Origin of the sequence: Paraburkholderia sp. BCC1876, assembly GCF_902833695.1 — a bacterium.
Classification (GTDB): Bacteria; Pseudomonadota; Gammaproteobacteria; order Burkholderiales; family Burkholderiaceae; genus Paraburkholderia.
The window spans coordinates 1229393-1245673 of the sequence record NZ_CADFGI010000001.1 but is presented as its reverse complement, the minus strand read 5'-3'; the positions used below and the strand labels follow the sequence as shown (position 1 = coordinate 1245673).

Here is a 16281-nt window from a genome sequence, read left to right as displayed (position 1 = left end):
GCCGCTGGGTTTTTATCCGTCCACGAACTGAAATGCCATGCCCGGCGATGGTTCCGGATGCGCTCGATAAAATGGCCCCGAATGCGCGGCGGGATAGCCGCGGCAAATCGAGAGCATCGCGCGAGCCCTATTCGCCATACGGGCGGAGCGCGTCGAATGACGCGGAAGGCCCACGAGACAGGCGAATCCGGCCATGCAGGGCAGATCGCCGTAGGCTAGGTAAAACAGGGGAATTTCAGTGCGACGCTAACGTATTTAATGCCGTATATCGAAGTGGCGCATGCAAGTCGCATAGTGGGAATCGCGCTGACTGGGTGGAATGGCATTAATGTCTCCGTGGCCTGTTATTAGATTTAATTGGTTGCGGCTGAACATTAAGCCGCTGCTACGGACTTGTATATAGTGGCATTAATCCAAACCCGTAAGATTCGCCGTCGCGCCGTGCGGTGGGGCCTTGCGGCGGCAATTCAAACAGACGTATGTATGGAGGTTTTGCCCATTGATGCGGATTGCCGACACCCATCGCCATGCCTCGAAACAAAATTCACCTTGACTCTGTGCGTATGCACACATACACTCCTCGACATGAACCGCCCTCTCTCTTACGACGAATGCAACTGCTTCGCGCTGCGCCAGGCGGCGCGGCACGTCACGCAAATCTACGAGCGCCATCTGGGCGGCGTAGGGCTGACGGCCGCGCAGTTCACGATCCTCGCCAAGCTCGCACGCAAGCCGAATCTGCCCATGGCGGATCTGGCGGATGCCATGGTGATGGAGCGCACCACGCTGGTTCGCGCCATGAAGCCGTTGCAGCGCGATGGCCTGGTGGTGGCGGAAGCGGCGGAGCACGACGGCCGCACGTTTCTGTTCAGTCTCACGGCAAAGGGCGAAACGACGTTCGACCAGGCGTCGGTGGCGTGGCGCGCAGCGCAGGACGAGTTTGAAGAACGCTTCGGGCATGCGCGCGCAAGAGTGCTGCGCACCGAGTTGTTCAGCATCACCGGCTAACGTAACCCGATAGGCCGCATGAACTCGCTTCAGCAGATTTGATGCGTCCATTAATGTGCATACGCACTCACGATTCAGGAAACGTAGTGATGGAAGGCCTCCTCGACGACGACTGCTTTGCGATTCGCCAGGCCGCCCGTTACGTCTCGCAGCTTTACGATCGGCATCTGGCGAACGTGGGGCTGACCATCACGCAGTTTTCGCTGATGGGTCGGTTGAAACGCGTCGGCCCGATGTCGATGAAGCAACTGGCCGAAGCCATGCGGATGCAGCGCACCACGCTGGTTCGCACGATCCAGCCGCTGCGCCGCAACGGCCTGATATCGAGCGACGTGCTCGGCGCGGACGTCCGGGCGCTGTCGATTGCGCTCACGCCGGCCGGCGAAGAACGTCTGAAGGCAGGCCGCGAACATTGGTACGCGGCGCAAGCCGAATTCGAACACCGTTTCGGCGAAGAACGGGCCGCCGCGTTGCGCGGCGAGTTGTTCGCCATCACGCAGGATCCGCTCTGAAGTCGAACGAGCAGTACCGCAAGGTCGGCGCAACGCACAGCGCCGTTTTTTTTAACTCAAGGAGTGCATACGCACATATCGACATCATGTCCACAACCCCTTCCACTATCGCGCCACCCAGCGCGGCTCAATCCGCCACACCGGCGCGGCGTATTCCCTGGATGCTGCTCGCGGTGATCACGGTGCTTGTCGTGCTCGCGTTGGCGGTGTCGTACTGGTTCTTCGTCGGCCGCTTTGTCGAAACGACTGACGATGCCTACGTGGGCGGCGATGTCACCGTGATGGCGCCGAAAGTGAACGGCTTCGTCACGGATGTGCTGGTGCGCGACAACCAGTTCGTGCATGCGGACCAGGTGCTGATCCGACTCGATGCACGCGATTACGACGCCCGCCTCGCGCAGGCCAGCGCGGAAGTGCAGAGCGCCCAGGCCGCGGTGACCGAGTTGCAGGCGAAGAAATCCTTGCAACTCGCCACCATCAACGAGCAGGCGGCCGAGGTGCGCGCCTCCGGCGCCGAACTCACGCGCAGCGCCGCCGACCAGACGCGTTATCGCGAACTGGTGAAGGACGACGCGGTGTCGAGCCAGGTGGTCGAGCGGGCGGACGCCGATCTGAGCAAGGCGCACGCTGCCGTCGATCGCAGCGGCGCGGCGCTGATCGCGGCGCAGCGCCAGATTGCGGTGCTCGACGCGCAGATCGGCGACGCCGACGCGCGCATCGCCACCGCGCAAGCGGCGCAGCGGGTCGCGGCGCTGAACGTGGAGTACACAACGATTCGCTCGCCGATCGACGGTTATATCGGCAATCGCACCGCGCGAGTGGGACTGCTGGCGAACACGGGCGGCTCGCTGCTGACCGTGGTGCCCGCGAGCGGCCTGTGGATCGACGCCAACTTCAAGGAAGACCAGTTGAAGAAGATGCAGGTCGGCGACCGCGTCGACGTGAATCTCGACGCGTCGAGCCGGCAGATTCACGGCGTGGTGGAAAGTCTGGCGCCTGCCACCGGCGCGACCTTCAGCGTGCTGCCCGCCGAAAACGCCACCGGCAACTTCACGAAGATCGTGCAGCGTGTGCCGGTGCGGGTGCGTCTCGAGGTGCCGAAAGACATGCAAGGCGTGTTGCGCCCGGGCCTCTCGGCCACGGTGAAGGTCCACGTCGACGCTGGCGACACGCCGGCGCATGGCTAAGAGACCGATCATGACCCAAGTCCTCGCCAACCCCGCCGATCTGCCGACGCGCACCAAAGTCGTCGCGTTCACGCTGATGTGCATCGGCTTTTTCATGGCGACGCTCGATATCCAGATCGTGGCGTCGTCCCTCAAAGATATCGGCGGCGGTTTGTCCGCGAGCCAGGATGAACTCTCCTGGGTGCAGACCTCGTATCTGATCGCTGAAATTCTGGTGATTCCGATGTCCGGCTGGCTCACCCGCGTGTTCTCCACGCGCTGGGTGTTCGCCTTTTCCGCGCTCGGCTTCACGATCACCAGCATGCTGTGCGGTCTCGCATGGGACATCAACTCGATGATCCTGTTTCGCGGTTTGCAGGGCGCGCTCGGCGCCGCGATGATCCCGACCGTGTTCACCACCGCGTTCGTGCTGTTCCCCGGCAAGCAGCGGTTGATTGCGTCCACCACCATCAGCGCGCTCGCCACGCTCGCGCCGACCATCGGTCCGGTGATCGGCGGCTGGATCACCTCGCAATGGTCGTGGCACTGGCTGTTCTATCTGAACCTCGTGCCCGGCGTTCTCGTCACGGTGATGGTGCCGAAGTACGTGCATTTCGATAACGTCGATCTGTCGTTGCTGAAGAAGGGCGATTACCTCGGCATTCTGCTGATGTCCGGCTTTCTCGGCTGCCTCGAATACGTGCTGGAAGAAGGTCCGCGCAAGAACTGGTTCGGCGACGACGTGATCGTGTTTTGTGCGTGGATCTCGGCGATCTGCGGCTTTCTTTTCCTCGTGCATGCATTCACCGCGAAAGAGCCGATTGTCGACTTGCGCGCGCTGGCGGTCCGCAACTTCGGCATAGGCAGTTTGCTGTCGTTCATTACCGGAATCGGGATTTTTTGCGCGGTCTTTCTGACGCCGGTGTTCCTCTCGCGTGTGCGCGGTTTCGACTCGTTGCAGATCGGCGTGGCCTTGCTGTCGGTCGGCTGTTTTCAATTGGTCGCGATGGTCGCGTATTCGATCCTCGCCCGCATTGTCGACATGCGAATCCTGCTGGTGGTGGGGCTCGTGCTGTTCGGCCTCGGCTGTTATCTGTATGTGCCGCTGACCAATCAATGGGGCTGGCAGGAGTTGCTGATTCCGCAGGCGTTGCGCGGCATCGGGCAGCAGTTCTGTATTCCACCCATCGTGACGATGGCGCTGGGCTCGTTGCCGATGTCGAGGCTGCGTTCCGCGAGCGGCCTGTTCAACCTGATGCGCAATCTCGGCGGCGCGATCGGCATTGCCGTGAGCAGCACGATGCTCAACGACCGTTTGAACCTGCACTACGAGCGGCTCGACGAACATCTGAACGCCGGACGCCCGGTGCTCGAATCGCTTCTGCAGCAGCAGACCGCGCATTTCGCGGCGGTTGGCGGCGACGCGCTGAACGCCGCCAACGCAGGGCTCGGCGCATTGCATGGACTGCTGATGCGCGAAGCGCTGGTACTCACTTTCTCCGACACGTTTTTCGCGTTGTCGCTGTGTTTCGTGGTCGGTTTGCTGAGCGTGCTGTTCTCGCGCCCGTTCGGCAACACCGCGCCGCCGCCCGATGCTCATTGAGGAACTCAACATGAAACCGATCGTACTCAAAGTTCTCGCGAGCGCCGCGTTGTTGACGCTCGCGGCCTGCGCGGTCCCACCGGCCGAACACGCGGATTTGCCGCAGACGGTCAAGACCGTGGCGCCGGCCGCGTGGAACGTCGACGCGCCGCAAGACAGCGTCAGCGCCGACACGTGGTGGGCGCAATTCGGCGACCCGGTGATGCATCAACTGGTTGAGTCGGTGTTGACCGGCAATCTCGACGTGCAGGCCGCCGTGGAACGCGTCAAGCAGGCACAGGATCTGGCGACGCAGGACCGCGCGGCGCTGCTGCCCGAGTTGAACGCGAACGCCGGTGCTTCCGACTCGCGCCAGAACACGCCGCCGCCGCTCGGCTACGTGCGTCAGGCCGGATTCGGTCTGTCGGCGAGCTGGACGCCGGACGTGTTCGGCGGCGAACGGCTCGCCGTGCTGGCGGCGCAGGCGCAAGTGTCGGGCCGTGAGGCGTCGTTGAACCAGCTGCGGCTCGCGCTCGCGGCCAACACGGCGGCCGCGTATATCGACCTGCGCTGGGCGCAATCGCAATTGCAGGTTCTCAGCGACAACGAGCAGATTCGTGCGCGTGCGCTGAAGCTCACGCAGGAGCGCTTGCATTTCGGACTCTCGACGCAACTCGACGTCGCGCGTGCGCAGAATCAATTGCAGGATCTGCAGGCGCAGATTCCGCGCATTCAGTCGGCGGTGCAGCATCAATTGAGTCTGATCGCGGTGTATTCGGGGCGCACGCCGGAAAGTGTCGACGGTTTGCTGCTCGCCAACGCCCGCGAGATTCCGTTGCCCGCGCAAAGCGTGCCGCAGACGTTGCCGTCGGAAGCGTTGCTGAAGCGGCCCGATGTCCGCACCGCGTATGCGACGGTCGAACAGCGCGCGGCGGAAGTGGGCGTGTCGAGAGCGCAGCGTTATCCGCAGTTCCGGCTGAATCTCGCGGACGGCTTGCTGGCCTCGTCGTATCTCGGCCTGCCGACGCTGACCGACAACCTGTTCAGTGCGGCGTTGAACGCCACCAGTCCGATCTTCAACGCGGGCCGTATCACCGCGAATATCGACGCGAGCGAAAGCCGCATGCGCGAATCGCAGCTCGGTTTGCAGCAGACCATGCTGCAGGCGCTGAAGGAAATCGAGGACAACCGCAGCGACCTGGTGAGCGGATCGGTGCAGGTGCAACGACTTGGCGGCGCGCTCGATGCGTCGGGCCACGCGCTGCGTTTGTCGACCGAGTTGTACAAGAACGGCGCCTCGAGTTTCCTCGACGTGCTGGACGCGCAGGAAGCGTATCTGCGCGACGACGAATCGTTGAATCAGGCCAAACGCGAGCATGCGCTCGCAGCGGTCGCGTTGTACCGGTCGCTGGGTGGCGGCTGGGATTTGCCTGGAACCGTCACGGCGGTATCGGCGAATAACTGATGTGCAGCCACGGCAAATCAAACTGCAAACGTAAGCCAACTGGAGAGAAGCAATGACGAACCCACGAGAAGTCGTGATCTGCAATCCGGTAAGAACGCCAATAGGCGCCTTCGGCGGATCGCTGAAAGAAGTGCCCGCCACCGAACTCGGCGCGCTAGCCGTGCGCGAAACGCTGCGTCGCAGCGGTCTCGATGCGGCGGCGTTGGCGTCGGTGGTGATGGGCAATGTGATTCAGGCGGGCAACAAGATGAATCCCGCGCGCCAGGCGTCGATTGGCGGCGGCGTGCCGGTGGCCGTGCCGGCGCTGACGGTGAATCGCGTATGCGGGTCGGGCGCGCAGGCGATCGTGTCGGCGGCGCAGGAAATCTGGCTCGGTTTCGGCGATGCCTCTGTAGCGGGCGGCATGGAGAACATGGACCGCGCGCCGTATCTGCTCGACAGCGGGCGCTGGGGCAGCCGCATGGGCAACGCGCAGGTTCACGACAGTCTGCTGCGCGACGGCCTGAACGACGCGTTCTCCGGCGAGCACTCGGGCTGGCATACGGAAGACCTCGTCGCGCAATTCGACATGACACGTGAAAGCCAGGACCGCTGGGCCGCACGTTCGCAACAGCGATTCGTCGAGGCGCAAGAGAGCGGCGACTTCGACGCCGAACTGATCGCCGTACCAGTGCCGGGACGCAAAGGCCCGCAACCCTTCACGCGCGACGAACAACCGCGCCCCGATACCACGCTGGACACGCTGGCCAAACTGCGGCCGGCTTTCCGTCCCGACGGCACGATCACCGCAGGCAACGCGCCTGGCCTGAACAGCGGCGCGGCCGCGATGCTGGTAGCCGAGCGCGGTTTCGCCGAAGCGCGCGGGATTGAACCGGCCGCGCGTCTGGTGGCGTTCGGCGTCGCGGCGGTGGAGCCGGGCATGTTCGGGCTCGGTCCCGTGCCGGCGGTGCAGATGGCTCTGGCGCGCGCCGGTTGGCAACTGCATGAGGTCGAGCGCTTTGAAATCAACGAAGCATTCGCGGCCGTGCCGATCGCGGTCGCGCGCCGGCTCGGCATTGCGGATGAGTTGATCAACGTGCAGGGCGGCGCGATCGCGCACGGTCATCCGATTGGCGCGACCGGCGCGGTGCTGACCACACGACTGATCCATTCGATGCGACGCGACGGTCTCAAGCGCGGAATCGTGACGCTGTGTATCGGCGGCGGGCAGGGGATTGCGTTGGCGTTGGAAATGCTCTGAGCGGTGGGTCGACAACCGCAGTAGAAATCGCTGCGGCGCGTTAACGGCAATCGCACGTTAACGCACCGCAGCAACCCCACACTTCCACACAAAAAATGCACCGCGCATGCCCCGCGCTGAATCCTTCAGCACCCGAACGCCACCCCTAACCGAATCTTTTTCCTCCAGCGTCAGTTTCGTTTAGCATCTGTGCCACTTTCACAAGAACGTCACGAGACATGGCCCTGATCGTCCGAAACCTCCTCGGTATTGCCGTCCTGTTGTTGATCGCCTATATCTTCTCCGCCAACCGGCGCGCCATTCGCTTACGCACTGTTGTCGCCGCACTGCTCACGCAAATCGGTATCGGCGCTTTCATTCTGTTCGTGCCATTCGGAAAATCGATCCTCGACGCAGCCGCAACCGGTGTCAATCACGTACTGGCCTACGGCAACGCGGGCATCGAGTTCCTGTTCGGCGGCCTCGTGCAGCCCAAGATGTTCCAGGTCTTCGGCGACGGCGGTTTCGTGTTCGCCGTGCGCGTGCTGCCCGCCATCATCTTCGTCACGGCATTGATCTCCGTGCTGTACTACCTCGGCGTGATGCGCTGGATCGTGATCGTGCTCGGCACGGTGTTCCAGAAACTGCTGGGCGTGTCGAAGCTCGAATCGTTTTCGGCTGTCACCACGATCTTTCTCGGTCAAAGCGAAATGCCCGCGGTCGTCAAACCGTTCGCGCGCGACATGACTGGCGCCGAACTGTTCGCGGTGATGTCGAGCGGCATGGCGGCCGTGGCGGGCTCGGTGCTGGCGGGCTACGCGGGGCTCGGCGTGCGGGTCGACTACCTGCTCGCCGCGTCGTTCATGGCGGTGCCCGGCGGCCTGCTGTTCGCGAAGATCATCTGCCCGAGCACCGAGCCGAGCCGCGTGCAATTGCAGCATCTCAACTTCGACGAAAAGCGGCCCACCAATGTGATCGAAGCCGTCAGTTCCGGCGCGACCGTGGGCCTGAAAATCGCGGTGATGGTCGGCGCCATGCTGATCGCGTTCGTCAGTCTGATCGCGTTGCTCAACGGGATCGTGGGCGGCATTGGCGGCTGGTTCGGCCATCCGGACCTGTCGATGCAATCGGTGCTCGGCATGCTGTTCGCGCCGCTCGCGTATCTGATCGGCGTGCCGTGGAGCGAGGCGACGATCGCCGGTAACTTCCTCGGGCAGAAGGTGATTCTCAACGAGTTCGTCGCTTACGCGTCGCTGTCGCCATATCTGAAAGACGCCGCCAGCGTGAGCGCGGCTGGCCTGCAGGCACTCGATCCGCGTACCATTGCAATCCTGTCGTTTGCGTTGTGCGGCTTCGCGAACTTTTCGTCGATCGCGGTGCTGACGGGCGGCTTTAGCGCCGTCGCGCCGGAACGCCGCGCCGAAGTCGCGCGCTACGGCTTGCGTGTCGTGCTGGCCGGGACGCTCTCGAATCTGCTGAGCGCCACGATTGCCGGCATGTTCATTACGCTGCATTGAATCGAGGATCGCGGTATGAAGATGGAACAACTGCTGGAACGCGCGGGCGTCGCGCGAGAAAAGGCCTATGCGCCGTATTCGAAATTCAAGGTCGGCGCTGCGTTGCTGACTAAAGACGGCCAGGTATTCGACGGCTGCAACGTCGAGAACGCGTCGTATGGTTTGTGCAATTGCGCGGAACGCACCGCGTTTTTCAGCGCGATTGCCGCGGGTTATCAGCGTGACCAGTTCGCCGCGCTCGCCGTGATCGGCGACACCGAAGGCCCGATCGCGCCGTGCGGCGCGTGCCGCCAGGTGATCATCGAACTCGGCGGGCCGGACCTGCCGATTCGTCTCGGCAATCTGCACGGCGCGACACGCGACACCACCGCGCGCGAACAACTGCCGGACGCGTTTTACTTATGAGTCAGCACAAGATTATTTACGACACCGATCCCGGTGTGGACGACGCAATGGCGCTGGTGTTTCAGGCGCGGCATCCGGAGATCGAACTGCTCGGTCTGACGAGCGTGTTCGGCAACGCGACGATTCAGACGACCACGCGTAACGCGCGTTTCCTTGCCGGTCGCTTCGCGCCGGGCGTGCCGGTCGCGCAGGGCGCGGCCGCGCCGCTCAAACGCATCGCGCCGGACCCGCTGGCGTGGATTCATGGCGACAACGGCCTCGGCAACATCGCGCTCGACATGAGCAACGCCGCCGCGCTCGACGAGCGTCCGGCACACCGCTTCATCATCGACACGGTGCGCGCGCATCCTGGTGAAGTCACGCTGGTCGCCGTGGGTCCGCTCACGAATCTCGCGCTGGCGCTCGCCGACGATCCGCACATCGCCACACTCGTCAAACAGGTGGTGATCATGGGCGGCGCGTTCGGCACGGACGGCGTGCTCGGCAACGTGACGCCCGCGGCGGAAGCCAACGTTCTCGGCGATCCGGATGCGGCCGATCTCGTGTTCGGCTCGGCGTGGCCGGTGACAATCGTCGGCCTCGACGTTACGCAGCGCACCATCATGAGCCACGACTATCTGGCGTCGCTGCGTGAACGCGGCGGCGCGGCGGGGCAGTTCGTGTGGGACGTGTCGCGGCATTACGAGGCGTTTCACGAAGAGAGCGCGCAACTCGCGGGCATTTACGTGCATGACTCGTCGGCGGTGGCTTATGTGCTGGCGCCGCATCTCTATACGACGCGCAGTGGCCCGGTGCGCGTGCTGACCGAAGGCATCGCAGTCGGTCAGACGATCCAGAAGCCGGTGACGATGCCCGTGCCCGCGCCGGACTGGGATAGCCGCCCGCCCTGCGAAGTGTGCGTGGGCGTGGACGTCGGCGGCATGCTGGCGCTCTACGAGAAGACGATTCTCGGCACGCTCTGAGCGTGATGGTGCGACTAGCCGGACGCACCGATTGATCTGACCAGAACAATCGGTGCATCGCAGCACGCCGCCCCAGCAATCGTGGCCGATGCCGACGGTCAATCTTTGCTACATTCTCCCCACGCACTGCGTCAGCGGCTCCGAGGTCTACTACCCGGAAGCCCAACGCCGCGCGACCGAAATCTATCAAGAGGCCAAAGATGCGAATTCTAGTAGTAGGGGCGGGCGCGGTGGGCGGTTACTTCGGCGGGCGTCTCGCCGCGGCAGGCCAGGACGTGACCTTTCTCGTTCGTGCGGGGCGCGCGGAAAAGCTTCAGCGCGACGGGCTCGTGATCAGCAGCGCGCGCGGCGATCTCACGCTGCCCAACGTCAAGACGATCCTCGCCGGTGTCGGCGCCGCACCGTTCGATCTGGTGCTGCTCAGTTGCAAGGCCTACAGCCTCGACGACGCGGTCGACTCGTTCGCGCCGTTCATCGGCGAATCGACGCTGATTCTGCCGATGCTCAACGGCATGCGCCATATAGACGTGCTGACCGAAAAGTTCGGCGCGGAGCGCGTGTTGGGCGGCCAATGCGTAATCGCCGCGACGCTGAACGCCGAGCAGCACATCGTGCATCTGAACGAAATGCATGCCATCACATTCGGCGAACTGGCGGGCGGCAAGTCGGAGCGGGTCCAGGCCATCGCGGACGTCATGGCCGGCGCGAATTTCGACGTCACCGTCAGCGACAACATTCTGCTGCGCATGTGGGAGAAGTGGGTGTTCCTGGCCACATTGGCGGCTAGTACGTGCTTGATGCGGGGTTCCGTCGGCGATATTCTGGCTGCGCCGGACGGCAAACGCGTGATCGAGAATCTGCTCGGCGAGTGCCGGGCGGTGGCCGAGAGCAAAGGCTTCACGATGGGCCCGGACTTCGACGCCCGCGCCACGCAGACGCTGTTCACGCCGTCGCCGCTCACCGCGTCGATGCTGCGCGACGTGGAAAACCACTCGCATACCGAGGCGGATCATATTCTCGGCGACCTGATCTCGCGCGGCGGCGACGCGCAGAAGGGCGAACACGGCCTGTCGTTGCTGCGGATCGCCTATAGTCATCTGAAGACGTATGAAGCGAGGCAGGCCCGCACGTCCTGATTTTGATCGGACTAACTAGCAGGAACCGGGACGGACAAGGCAGGCTGTAACATCCAACGATCGGAGGTGAAGCATGCCGAGTCCAACCGGATCCGTGGCCGCGCTCAGTAGCGCGTCGGCCACGATCTTTTCGATCGGCATTGTCTTTCTCGGCTACTGGGGCATGTACGAGCCCACCAAGTGGCATGTCGGCGACGTGATGGTCGTCGTGATCGCGCTGATCGGGTTCGGCTGCCTCGGGCTCGTGCCGTGGTTGGCAACGAACCCGGCCCAATCGGAAACCAACGACACCCACATGCGTATCGCCCGGCATCTGTTTCTTGCCGGCGTCGGCTCGATCTGGCTGGCCGTGGCGGTGTCGCTGATTTTCTGAGTGGGCGTTGCTGAGTGTTGAAATTAGCCTCTAACTAGCGTCCAACTCAGCGCTCGATCTGCCGGTTCCAGCGCGTATCCCACTGCGCGCGGTGTGCGTTGATCGTGTCCCAATCCACCACCGTCACCTTGCGCACCAGGTCGTCGATACTGCCGAGGCTTTGCTGCATCGGCGGCGTCATCTTCGCGAGGTGGTTGGTCGGAATCTGCTTGCCGGCTTCGGCGGCCTTGGTCTGCGCGGGTGCGGACAGCAGGAATTGCGCGAGCTTCTGCGCGAGTTGCGGATCGGGGTTGTTGTTGACCACGCACAGATCGACCAGCAGCAACACCGGGCCTTCCTTCGGATTCACATACGCGACCGGAATCCCCTTGTCCTGCAGATCGCTCACGCCGGTCGGCGTCAGCGGGAACAGACCTGCTTCGCCGGTCTGGACCATTTCGGAAATCTTCGCGGAGTTCGGCACGTACTCGACCACGTTCGGTCCGACCGTGGTCGCCCATTTCGTGAAGCCCGGCTCGACGTTCTGCTCGCTGCCGCCCATCAGACGGTTGATCGCGAGAAAGCCGTGCAGGCCGAACGTGCTGCTCGAGGCCGACTGGAACACCACCTTGCCCTTGTATTTCGGATCGGCGAAATCCATCCACGAAGTCGGCGGCGCCCAGCCTTTCTCAGCGAACAGTTTCTTGTTGTACGCAATGCCGGTCATGCCGAGTTGCACGCCTGCGCCCATGTCGTCCTTCATGCGCGCGAACGGGTAGAGCTCTTTCAGGACCGGCGCGTCGTCGAGCTTCTTGCAGACACCCATGCTGACCGCGCGCGCCATCACGCCATCGTCGAGAAACACCACGTGGATCTGCGGATTGGCCTTGTTGGCGAGCAGCTTGGCGAGAATATCCGACGACGTGCCCGGCACCACCACCACCTTCACATTGTTGGCTTTCTCGAAGTCGGGCAGCACCTGGCTCGTATAGGCCTTTTCCATCGGCCCGCCGTTCATGCCGATATAGATGGTTTTGGTCTCCGACCACGCCGGCGCGGCCGCGCTGAACGCACACAGGGCGGCGAGCGCCGCGATCGTCTTGAACAGTTTCATGGTGGGGCTCCTGGGTTTCACTAAACGGGACTTAAGCAGCGGAAGAGGTGGCGGCCGAATCGGCAGCCGAGTTGGCAGATAAGGCGCCAACGTCGCCAAAGCGGCCAATCGAAAAGGCGTGCAGCGGCGTGGCGGTGTCACCGTCGATCACGAGATCGGCCAGCACTTCGCCCACGCCGGGCGCGAGCAGAAAACCGCCGCCCGAAAAACCGAACGCATGCAGCAGACGCGGCACCGTACGGCTCGCGCCGATGATCGGATTGTTGTCCACGGTCTCGCCTTCCACGCCGCTCCATGTGCGGATCAGCAGCGCCTCGCGCAACGCGGGCAGCAACGCGCAGGCGTCGCGCATCACGGCGCGCGTGGTGTCGGTGGAGGGGTGGCCGTATTCGCCGTCGCCATGTCCGCGTCCGCCACCGATCACGCAATTGCCGCGCGCCACTTGCCGCGCGTAGATGCCGCCGCCGTACACGCCGAGGTTGTGCGCGATGAAGAGCGGCAACGGCTCGGTGACCCACATGTTCGGGTAGATCGGTTTCATCGGCACTGTCTCGCCGAAGTACCCCGCCACGGTATTCGCCCACGCGCCGGCGGAGTTGATCAACCAGTCGGCGCTGATGCGTGCGTCGCCGGCGCGCAGTTGAAAGCGCTTGCCGTCGTGATGAATCTCGCTGAGTTCGGTTTGCTCGCGCACCTCCGCCCCGGCCGCGCGCGCGGCACGAGCGAATGCGGGGGAGACCAGACGCGGATTCGCATGCCCGTCGGTCGCGCACAGCGAGCCGCCGATCGCTGCCGGCCCGAGCCACGGATAGCGCTCGCGGAACGCGTTGCCGCTGACCAGTTGCGCGTGCAGTCCGTGATCGCGCGCCATGTCGGCCCACGCTTGCAGCGCGGCGAGATCGGCTTCGCTGCGCGCGAGCCGCAAGTGACCCGACATCGTGAATTCGCCGTCGATGCCGATCAATTCCGGCAAGCGGTCCCAGATGCGCCGCGCGCGCATGGCGAGCGGCATCTGTTCGACGGAGCGCCCCTGGCAGCGCACGCCGCCGTAGTTCACGCCGCTCGCCTGCGCGCCGCAATAGCGCCGCTCGAACAGGCCGACGCGCAAGCCGCGCCGCGCCAACGCCAACGCCGCGGATGAACCGACCAGGCCGCCGCCCGCAATCGCGACGTCGTAATGTTGCGTGTCACTCATCGCGTGCCTCCTCGGGGATCTCGGCGAGGTCGTCGTCGGCCACCATCTCCGGTGAAAGGGGAATCGGTTTGATCGGCGCCTGACCGCGCAAACGGCCCACTTCAGCGAGCGGTTTGCCGGTTTCCTCGGCCAGCAGCGAGAGCGCGGCTTCGCCGCACATGCGTCCCTGGCAGCGGCCCATGCCGACGCGCGTGAGCGCTTTCAGACGGTTGATCTCGCTCGCTTCGCCGCCGCGAATGCAGCGCCGTAACGTGCCAGCGTCGATTTCCTCGCAGCGGCACACGGTCATGTCGTCGGGCCATTGCACGGCGCAATGCGCGGGCGGCGCGAAGGCGGTTTCGATACCCTGGCGAAATACGGCGATACGTTTGAGACCGCGTTCGAGCGACGCCGCGTCGCGCATGCCCGCGCCTCGTGGATGCGCGATGCCGAGGTCGTCGAGCAGCGCCAGCGCAACGCGGCGGCCGGCGAGTTCGGCGGCGTCGGCGCCGGCAATGCCCGCACCGTCGCCGGTGAGATAGAGGTCGCGCACGGAACTGCGTCCGGCGGCGTCGAGCTCGGGCAGCCAGCAGCGGTTGGTGGCGTCGAAGCGGAAGCGGCAGCCCGCCAGATCGGCGAGTTGCGTTTCGGGCTTCAGACCGAAGCTGATGCCGACCGCGTCGCAAGCGAGGGTTTCGCTCAACGAGCCGGTCGTCGACGGGCGAAATTCGATTGCGCGCACACCTTGTTCGCCGTGAATACCGACCAGCGTCACGTTACGTTCGATCCGCACGCCGCGCGTTTTCAACCAGCCGACGTAGTAGAGCCCTTTGGCCAACGTCGACGGTTGACGCGCGAGTTTCGGCGCGGCCGCGATCTGCCGCGAGAGCGGGCTCGTATCCAGCACGGCGAGCACTTGCGCACCCGCTTTCACGTATTGATACGCGACCAGGTACAACAACGGCCCCGTACCCGCCAGCACGACACGCTGTCCGATCGCGCAACCTTGCGACTTCAGCGCGACCTGCGCCGCGCCGAGCGTATAGACGCCGGGCAAGGTCCAGCCCGGCACCGGTAACACGCGATCGGTCGCGCCGCTCGCGATGATCAGATGCGAGAACGGTACGCGAATCTCGCGCCCCGCATGCAGCGTATCGAGCCGGCCCGGTTCGCAGGCCCAGGCGAGCGTGTCGGGCCGATAGTCGAGTTGCGGCAGCAGCGCGGCCATTGTTTTGTGCAACGCGTCGGCCTTGTGCGCTTCGAAACCGTAGAGCGTTTTCTTCGAGCGTTGAAAGCCGCCGGTCGCGGGCGGTTGCCGATAAATCTGGCCGCCCCAGCGCGCGTTTTCATCGAGCACAACCGGGCGCAGGCCGGCCGCGACCAGCGTCTCGGCGGCGCGCACGCCGGCCGGTCCCGCGCCGACGATCACGATGCGGCGTTCGTCGGTCATGTGGCGTCTCCGTTGCCGGGTGCCGCCGCCGAAGCCGCCGCCGAAGCCGCGTTATCAGCGACAACGCCGAATCGCGACACCACGCGCATGCCCTCGGTCACCAGCGTCGAACACGCGCGCAGGCGCTTGCCGTCTTCGCTGCGCATCCAGCAGTCCTGGCATGCGCCGATCAAACAGAAGCCGGCGCGCGGCGCGCCGCTGAATTCGCTGTCGCGCACGCGCCGTTGCTGCATCAACACGGCGGTCAGCAGCGTATCGCCTTGCAGCGCGACGACTTCATGGCCATCTAAAAAGAAACGCAGCGGCTCACGCTGCATTTCGGCAACGCGAACGAATTGCGGCTCGGCATGAGCGGTCGCCAAATTGGACGGTAGATTGGACTGTGAGTCGGACGGCATGGGAACGTAAGCGGAAGAAGACATCAATGCTGGCCGATCAGAATGCGGTTGAGCCCGTACACACGATCGAGCAGCAGCATCGCGCCGGCCGTGATGAAGATCACCAGCGCCGAAACGGAGGCCATCATCGGATCGATCGATTCGGTCGCGTACATGTACATGCGCACCGGCAGCGTGACGGTTTGCGGTGACGTGACGAAGATCGACATGGTCAATTCGTCGAAGCTATTGATGAAGGCCAGCAGCCAGCCGCCGGTAATGCCCGGCAGAATCATCGGGAAGGTGATACGGCGAAACGTGGTCCACGCATCCGCGCCGAGCGAATGCGCCGCATGTTCGACGCTGCGATCCAGGCCGCTGACCGACGCCAGCACGAGCCGCATCACGAACGGCGTGATGATGATCATGTGCGCGAGCACGAGCCACGCGAACGAACCGGTCGCGCCGATCAGCGCGAAGAAACGCAGCAGCGCGATGCCGAGCACGAGGCCGGGAATCACCAGCGGCGACAACAACAGTCCGTTGAGAAAGCCGCGGCCCGGAAAACGCGCGCGGCCGATCGCCAACGCAGCGGGCAGTGCGACGATCAGCGACAGCGTGGCCGACGCAAACGCCAGCTTCAGACTGTTGAAGAACGCGGAAATGAAATCGGGGTAGTCGAGGATCGCGCGGAACCAGCGCAGCGAGACGCCATGCGTGGGTAGCGTGAGCGTCTCGTCGGGCGTGAACGCGACCAGCACGACGATCACGAGCGGCGCGAGCACGAACGCAATCACGAGCGTGTGGAAAATCAGTGCAATAGGGCCGTTCTTTCTCATGAT

At 64.1% G+C, this 16281-nt stretch carries 16 protein-coding genes; 11 read left to right on the top strand and 5 right to left on the bottom strand.

Annotation, left to right across the window (positions count from 1 at the left end):
- The first annotated feature begins 585 nt into the window (after positions 1-585).
- The 11 genes from HWY05_RS05420 to HWY05_RS05370 all read left to right on the top strand — a co-directional run bounded on the left by HWY05_RS05420 (position 586) and on the right by HWY05_RS05370 (position 11345).
- The gene (locus HWY05_RS05420; RefSeq protein WP_176057621.1) at positions 586-1008 is read left to right on the top strand and encodes a MarR family winged helix-turn-helix transcriptional regulator; all 423 of its coding nucleotides are present in this window, start codon (positions 586-588) and stop codon (positions 1006-1008) included.
- Positions 1009-1097: 89 nt separating this feature from the next.
- A complete protein-coding gene (locus tag HWY05_RS05415; protein ID WP_035559267.1) occupies positions 1098-1520 on the top strand; it encodes a MarR family winged helix-turn-helix transcriptional regulator in 423 nt (140 codons plus the stop codon).
- Between the two features lie 86 nt (positions 1521-1606).
- Positions 1607-2707 (top strand): HlyD family secretion protein, encoded by a 1101-nt coding sequence (locus HWY05_RS05410; protein WP_176057620.1) that lies wholly within the window; start codon positions 1607-1609, stop codon positions 2705-2707.
- A gap of 10 nt (positions 2708-2717) precedes the next feature.
- A complete protein-coding gene (locus HWY05_RS05405; protein ID WP_035559261.1) occupies positions 2718-4289 on the top strand; it encodes a DHA2 family efflux MFS transporter permease subunit in 1572 nt (523 codons plus the stop codon).
- Between the two features lie 10 nt (positions 4290-4299).
- Positions 4300-5733, top strand: a complete 1434-nt coding sequence (locus HWY05_RS05400; RefSeq protein ID WP_176057619.1) for an efflux transporter outer membrane subunit — start codon at positions 4300-4302, stop codon at positions 5731-5733.
- Positions 5734-5785: 52 nt separating this feature from the next.
- Positions 5786-6973, top strand: a complete 1188-nt coding sequence (locus tag HWY05_RS05395; RefSeq protein WP_176057618.1) for a thiolase family protein — start codon at positions 5786-5788, stop codon at positions 6971-6973.
- Positions 6974-7191: 218 nt separating this feature from the next.
- Positions 7192-8469, top strand: a complete 1278-nt coding sequence (locus tag HWY05_RS05390) for a NupC/NupG family nucleoside CNT transporter (protein WP_035559252.1) — start codon at positions 7192-7194, stop codon at positions 8467-8469.
- A gap of 15 nt (positions 8470-8484) precedes the next feature.
- Positions 8485-8874, top strand: coding sequence for a cytidine deaminase (locus HWY05_RS05385; protein ID WP_035559250.1), 390 nt, complete (start codon positions 8485-8487; stop codon positions 8872-8874).
- Positions 8871-9836, top strand: a complete 966-nt coding sequence (locus tag HWY05_RS05380) for a nucleoside hydrolase (protein WP_176057617.1) — start codon at positions 8871-8873, stop codon at positions 9834-9836. Before HWY05_RS05385 ends, HWY05_RS05380 begins: the two co-directional genes overlap by 4 nt.
- 200 nt (positions 9837-10036) lie before the next feature.
- Complete coding sequence (gene panE, locus HWY05_RS05375; protein ID WP_176057616.1) at positions 10037-10972, top strand: 2-dehydropantoate 2-reductase; 936 nt, start codon at positions 10037-10039, stop codon at positions 10970-10972.
- Positions 10973-11045: 73 nt separating this feature from the next.
- Positions 11046-11345, top strand: coding sequence for a hypothetical protein (locus HWY05_RS05370; RefSeq protein ID WP_105505845.1), 300 nt, complete (start codon positions 11046-11048; stop codon positions 11343-11345).
- A 46-nt stretch (positions 11346-11391) separates the two neighbouring features.
- Here the strand turns inward: HWY05_RS05370 and HWY05_RS05365 are convergent, their stop codons facing one another.
- The 5 genes from HWY05_RS05365 to HWY05_RS05345 are packed head-to-tail and all read right to left on the bottom strand — an operon-like array spanning position 11392 to position 16278.
- Positions 11392-12438 (bottom strand): ABC transporter substrate-binding protein, encoded by a 1047-nt coding sequence (locus HWY05_RS05365; RefSeq protein ID WP_176057615.1) that lies wholly within the window; start codon positions 12436-12438, stop codon positions 11392-11394.
- 31 nt (positions 12439-12469) lie between these two features.
- Positions 12470-13633 (bottom strand): FAD-binding oxidoreductase, encoded by a 1164-nt coding sequence (locus HWY05_RS05360; RefSeq protein WP_176057614.1) that lies wholly within the window; start codon positions 13631-13633, stop codon positions 12470-12472.
- Positions 13626-15062 carry an FAD/NAD(P)-binding oxidoreductase gene (locus HWY05_RS05355; RefSeq protein ID WP_176057613.1) on the bottom strand — a complete coding sequence of 479 codons (1437 nt, stop codon included), beginning with the start codon at positions 15060-15062 and terminating at the stop codon, positions 13626-13628. Before HWY05_RS05355 ends, HWY05_RS05360 begins: the two co-directional genes overlap by 8 nt.
- Positions 15059-15484 carry a (2Fe-2S)-binding protein gene (locus HWY05_RS05350; RefSeq protein ID WP_176057612.1) on the bottom strand — a complete coding sequence of 142 codons (426 nt, stop codon included), beginning with the start codon at positions 15482-15484 and terminating at the stop codon, positions 15059-15061. Before HWY05_RS05350 ends, HWY05_RS05355 begins: the two co-directional genes overlap by 4 nt.
- Positions 15484-16278: an ABC transporter permease gene (locus HWY05_RS05345; RefSeq protein ID WP_120344644.1), complete on the bottom strand. Its 795-nt coding sequence runs from the start codon at positions 16276-16278 to the stop codon at positions 15484-15486. The genes HWY05_RS05350 and HWY05_RS05345 overlap by 1 nt, the downstream gene beginning before the upstream one ends.
- Positions 16279-16281 lie beyond the last annotated feature (3 nt).

Excerpts from the sequence above, each read along its gene's own strand:
- HWY05_RS05365 (WP_176057615.1), bottom strand. The coding sequence starts at position 12,438 with ATGAAACTGTTCAAGACGATCGCGGCGCTCGCCGCCCTGTGTGCGTTC.
- HWY05_RS05420 (WP_176057621.1), top strand. The coding sequence starts at position 586 with ATGAACCGCCCTCTCTCTTACGACGAATGCAACTGCTTCGCGCTGCGC.
- HWY05_RS05370 (WP_105505845.1), top strand. The coding sequence starts at position 11,046 with ATGCCGAGTCCAACCGGATCCGTGGCCGCGCTCAGTAGCGCGTCGGCC.
- HWY05_RS05355 (WP_176057613.1), bottom strand. The coding sequence starts at position 15,062 with ATGACCGACGAACGCCGCATCGTGATCGTCGGCGCGGGACCGGCCGGC.
- HWY05_RS05350 (WP_176057612.1), bottom strand. The coding sequence starts at position 15,484 with ATGTCTTCTTCCGCTTACGTTCCCATGCCGTCCGACTCACAGTCCAAT.
- HWY05_RS05345 (WP_120344644.1), bottom strand. The coding sequence starts at position 16,278 with ATGAGAAAGAACGGCCCTATTGCACTGATTTTCCACACGCTCGTGATT.
- HWY05_RS05410 (WP_176057620.1), top strand. The coding sequence starts at position 1,607 with ATGTCCACAACCCCTTCCACTATCGCGCCACCCAGCGCGGCTCAATCC.
- panE (WP_176057616.1), top strand. The coding sequence starts at position 10,037 with ATGCGAATTCTAGTAGTAGGGGCGGGCGCGGTGGGCGGTTACTTCGGC.
- HWY05_RS05415 (WP_035559267.1), top strand. The coding sequence starts at position 1,098 with ATGGAAGGCCTCCTCGACGACGACTGCTTTGCGATTCGCCAGGCCGCC.
- HWY05_RS05380 (WP_176057617.1), top strand. The coding sequence starts at position 8,871 with ATGAGTCAGCACAAGATTATTTACGACACCGATCCCGGTGTGGACGAC.
- HWY05_RS05405 (WP_035559261.1), top strand. The coding sequence starts at position 2,718 with ATGACCCAAGTCCTCGCCAACCCCGCCGATCTGCCGACGCGCACCAAA.
- HWY05_RS05385 (WP_035559250.1), top strand. The coding sequence starts at position 8,485 with ATGAAGATGGAACAACTGCTGGAACGCGCGGGCGTCGCGCGAGAAAAG.
- HWY05_RS05390 (WP_035559252.1), top strand. The coding sequence starts at position 7,192 with ATGGCCCTGATCGTCCGAAACCTCCTCGGTATTGCCGTCCTGTTGTTG.
- HWY05_RS05360 (WP_176057614.1), bottom strand. The coding sequence starts at position 13,633 with ATGAGTGACACGCAACATTACGACGTCGCGATTGCGGGCGGCGGCCTG.
- HWY05_RS05395 (WP_176057618.1), top strand. The coding sequence starts at position 5,786 with ATGACGAACCCACGAGAAGTCGTGATCTGCAATCCGGTAAGAACGCCA.
- HWY05_RS05400 (WP_176057619.1), top strand. The coding sequence starts at position 4,300 with ATGAAACCGATCGTACTCAAAGTTCTCGCGAGCGCCGCGTTGTTGACG.